Origin of the sequence: Microbacterium sp., assembly GCF_049661145.1 — a bacterium.
Lineage (GTDB): Bacteria > Actinomycetota > Actinomycetes > Actinomycetales > Microbacteriaceae > Microbacterium.
In genome coordinates this window covers 1-4366 of record NZ_JBASZT010000069.1, presented here as the reverse complement: position 1 = coordinate 4366, position 4366 = coordinate 1, and the positions used below count along the sequence as shown (strand labels likewise).

Genomic DNA, 4366 nt, shown 5'->3' with positions numbered 1-4366 from the left:
CCCAGGCGGAGGCCGACGCGGTGCGCCTGGTCGGCGAGGCGCGCGCTGCGGCGATCGAGGCGGAGGCCGAGGCCCTGTCGAAGAACCAGGAGGCGCTGCTCGCCCAGCGGGCGCTCGAGGCCCTGGTGCCGATGATGACGGAGTTCGCGAAGGGCTTCGACAAGGTCGGGTCCATCACGGTGCTGGGCGGCGAGGGTGCGTCGTCGCACATCGCCGCCGAGTCGGCGTCCAGCCTGCGTGCCAGTTTCGAGGCGATCGAGGCGGCGACCGGGATCGACCTGCGCGACGTGATCCAGGGTCAGGCGACCGGCCGCGGCATCGCGCAGGGGATGCGGCAGGATGCCGCAGCTGCCGCCGCCCCCGCGCCGGAGGCCTGACCACCGCGCAACGCGTACCCAACGCAGGAGCCTTGGCCGCCACGGGCCCGGACACCCCCGCCCTGCGGCGTTCCGGGCACGTCGATCCTGCATTCGGTACGCGAGCACGCCCTCAGCGCCGCAGCTCGACCCGCGCGACCGTGAAGTCATCGAGCGTGACGGGGTCGATCTCGACCCCGATCCCGGGCCCGGTCGGCACCCGCACGTGCCCGTCCTCCAGCACGATCGGCTCCGTCACGATGTCGCGCTCGTAGAACCGGTCGGATGCCGAGACGTCCCCCGGCAGCGTGAACCCGGGGAGCGCAGCGAGCGCCGCGTTGGCCGCGCGTCCGATGCCCGTCTCGAGCATTCCGCCGCACCACACCGGCACCCCGGCCCGAAGGCACAGATCGTGGATCCGCACCGCCTCCAGATACCCGCCGACCCGCCCCGCCTTGATGTTGATGACGGACGCCGCGCGCAGCGCGAGCGCGTCGCGGGCCGCCTTGGCCGACGTGATCGACTCGTCCAGGCAGATCGGCGTCCGCAGGCGCGCTGCGAGCGTCGCGTGGTCGACGATGTCGTCCTCCTGCAGCGGCTGCTCGATCAGCAGCAGGTCGAACCGGTCCAGTTCCGCGAGGGTGTCGGCATCCGCCAGCGTGTACGCGGAGTTCGCGTCGACCTGCAGCGGAATCGCGCCGAACGCGTCGCGCACCGCGGCCGTGTCGCCGATGTCGCGACCGGGCTTGATCTTGATCTTGATGCGCACGTAGCCCTCGCCGAGATAGCCGCCGACGGTCTCGACGAGGGCGGCCGGATCGCGCTGGATGCCGACCGACACCCCGCTCGGGACACGATCGCGCACCGCGCCGAGGTACTCGCCGAGCGGCCGCTCCGCCGCGCGAAGGGCCGCGTCCAGCACCGCGAGCTCGAGCCCGGCTTTGACCATCCGGTGACCGATGAAGGGTTCCAGGATGCCCGCGACCTGCTCGGGTGCGATCGTCCCGGCATCCAGCAGCGCCGGCACGAGGAAGCGCTGCGCGACGTCCCACGCGCCCTGCGTGTACTCGCTCGAGTACAACGGCGCCTCCTGCGTGACGATCTCGCCCCAGCCGTCGCCGGCCGCCGTGCAAGCGCGGACGACGATGACCTCGCGCACGGCCTCGGTGCCGAACGAGGTCGTGAACGGCGAGACGAGCGGCAGGTGCAGCACCCGCAGTTCGACGGTCTCGAGCGCGACGGATACGGCGGGGCGGGCGATCGGCATGCGCCCAGGCTACGCCGGGCGTGCCGGCCCGAACTCCTCCAACTCGTCCCTCGACAGCCGCGCGCGAACCGGAAACACGTCGGGCGCGCTCACGCGAGGTTGCGGATTGGAGGAGTTCGGGCACGCGCCCGAACTGTGACCCGCGCCGGTCAGGCCCGCACGAACAGATACCCGCGGTCGGCGTCGAAGCCCCCGACGACGAACCCGTCCTGCATCAGGCCCTCGAACGCCTCCCGCACGCGGTAGCGCCAGTCCAGCGCCTCCCCCGGCTGCTCCCGGCGGATCCGCTCGATGTCGGGCGGCACCTCGACGGTCGTCACGATGTCCTCTTCACGAGGAGGGGATGCCGGGGCGGCGAGCGCCCAGCTCGCCATGAGCCGGTCGGACTCGTCGCCGCGGTTGACGACGTCGTCCATCGCGCCGTAGTGGTCGACGAGGTACTCGGTCACGCGAGCGCCGAGCACCCGCAGGTTGAAGTGCGCGTTGCGCGCGATGAGCGGGTCGAACGTCCAGGTGATGTGTCCGACGTCCCGCGCGAACGCCCACTGCCGCTGATGCTGCTTGAGCAGCCGCCCGAGCCCCAGCGACCGGTACGGCGCGAGCACGCCCGTGATGTGCGAGTGCATGGATCGCTCCGCGGGGGCGGCGAAGAACGCGACGGATGCCCCGATCATGCGCTCCCCGCCCGGCCCATCGGCCCCGGGTCGATCGAGGTACAGGCCGACGGCGTAGTTGCCCGAATGGGCGAGCGCCTGCAGCAGGTTCGCCGGCATGCCCGTCTTGTCGCCGCCCCAGACCTCGCTGATGACGTCGGCCGCGGCGGCCACCTGCTCCATCGTGTGCAGTTCACGGATGCTGACCTCGGGTGCGGGTGAGGCGTCACTCATGTCAGCACCCTACTGACCAATGACCTCCACCAGCGCCGCACCTCAGTCGCAATGGCATGCCAAGAATAGATCCGGATGCCGATATGCCAGGCAAGTCTTGTATTTGGCATGCCAAACAGCAGCTCTTTCACACGCTCGTAACATGCGTGAAACCCTCTGACGCCGCCCCATGGCTAGCGTGATCTCCCAACAACGGCCCTGCGAGCGTCATCTGGGGCCTGCCCTCCCATCCCCCCGGCCTCCGCCGGCACGCTCCACGAAAGGCTCAGCCATGACCCAGATCGCTCAGCCCGAAAGGCTGACCATCAGTGACCAGATAGAACGCGCGTACTCGACGATGAAACTCACGAGGGCACACCTCGGTGTCGTCGTGATGGTGCTGCTCGGCGCATTCTTCGACTCCATCGAGCAGAACGCCGTCGGCGTCGCCGGCCCCGCCCTCCGCGAAAGCTGGGGCCTCGGACCCGCCGACGTCGGCCTGCTCAACACCGTGACGTTCACCGCGATCGCCCTCGGGCGGCTCACCGCCGGGTTCACCTCGGACCGGTGGGGACGGCGACGGCTGCTCACTGTCAACCTGCTCGTGTTCAGCTTCGGTTCTCTCCTGTGCGCGATCGCGCCCGACTACGGGATCCTCCTGCTCGCGCGCTTCATCGTCGGCATCGGCATCGGCGGCGAGATCGCGACGGCCATCACGATGATGTCCGAGTTCTTCTCGGCCAAGCACCGCGGCGTCGCCGCAGGGCTCGTCAACGTGGCCGCCGCGGGCTTGGGAAACATGCTCGCGCCGCTGTTCGGCATCATCGTCTTCGCGATCTTCACCGGCGGCGAGCAGTGGCGGTACTTCTTCGCCGTGCTGCTGCTGCCAGCACTGCTCGTCGTGGTCTACCGACGCGGGCTTCCCGAATCACCGCGCTACCTCGCGGCATCCGGTCGCATCGACGAAGCCAACACGGTGCTCAACCGCCTCGCGCAGGGCAAGCTGCGCGGCGAACTGACCGAGCAGAAGCAGTACCTCGACACCTCGACCGCGGTCGAGGTGGAGGAAGCGCCGCGGATGGCCTGGACCCACGTGTTCCGCGGTCGCCACCTGCGCACGACCCTCCCGCTCTGCATCGCGGTGACCATGTCGTACGGCGGGCAGATCTCGATGGCCACCCTCATCCCGCTGATCCTCACCGAGCGCGGGTTCGAGATCACGACGGCACTGTGGTACACCCTCATCATGCAGTCGGGGAGCCTCATCGGGTCGGTGTTCGCCTCGTTCGTGTCGCGGCGACTGCCACGCCGCGCCGTGCTCACGGGCGCTGCGGTGCTCGGCCTGATCGCCGCCCTCGGTTTCGGCTTCGCGGCTCCCACCATCCCGCTCGTGCTGCTGTTCGGGGCGCTGTTCAACTTCGCCGTCATCACGATCAACACCACGATCTTCCTGTACGCACCCGAGCTGTACCCGACCCGCATCCGCGGACTCGGCACCGCCGTCGTGCTCGCCACGGGATCGCTGGCCGGCGGTCTGCTGCCGCTGCTGTCGGGTGCGGTCCTCGCTGCCGGCGGAGTGCCGGCGATGTTCGCGATGCTCGCGGTGTTCTTCATCATCGGAGCGATCGTCGTGCGCATCCCGCGCGAGACGATCGGTCGGCCACTGGAAGACGGCATCTGAACGTGGCCGACCGCGATCACCTCCTCGTCGTCAACCCGAACTCGAACGCGGAGACGACCCGCGTCATGGCAGCGCTCGCCGCGCGCGCCCTGGCCGGGACGGCCCTCACGGTACGAGCCGTCACGGCTCTCGGGGGGCCGAGGGTGATCACCGGCGTCGCTGAACTCGACGCCAGCGTGCCGCACGTGCTCGAGCG

General features: G+C 69.9%; 5 protein-coding genes. 3 read left to right on the top strand and 2 right to left on the bottom strand.

From position 1 onward, the window contains the following. Positions 1 to 377: flotillin domain-containing protein (locus WBP48_RS03285; RefSeq protein ID WP_424436043.1), on the top strand; the 377-nt coding region annotated here is incomplete at its 5' end. A gap of 112 nt (positions 378 to 489) precedes the next feature. Here WBP48_RS03285 and menC read toward each other — a convergent pair. Both menC and WBP48_RS03275 read right to left on the bottom strand, forming a co-directional pair. Then, positions 490 to 1623, bottom strand: coding sequence for an o-succinylbenzoate synthase (menC, locus tag WBP48_RS03280; protein WP_424436040.1), 1134 nt, complete (start codon positions 1621 to 1623; stop codon positions 490 to 492). 149 nt (positions 1624 to 1772) lie between these two features. Continuing rightward, positions 1773 to 2510: a GNAT family N-acetyltransferase gene (locus tag WBP48_RS03275; RefSeq protein ID WP_424436037.1), complete on the bottom strand. Its 738-nt coding sequence runs from the start codon at positions 2508 to 2510 to the stop codon at positions 1773 to 1775. Between the two features lie 271 nt (positions 2511 to 2781). Between WBP48_RS03275 and WBP48_RS03270 the strand changes: the two genes are divergently transcribed. Further along, positions 2782 to 4170: an MFS transporter gene (locus WBP48_RS03270; protein WP_424436034.1), complete on the top strand. Its 1389-nt coding sequence runs from the start codon at positions 2782 to 2784 to the stop codon at positions 4168 to 4170. A gap of 2 nt (positions 4171 to 4172) precedes the next feature. Then, positions 4173 to 4366, top strand: a 194-nt coding sequence (locus WBP48_RS03265) for a hypothetical protein (RefSeq protein WP_424436031.1), incomplete at its 3' end; no start/stop codon positions are given.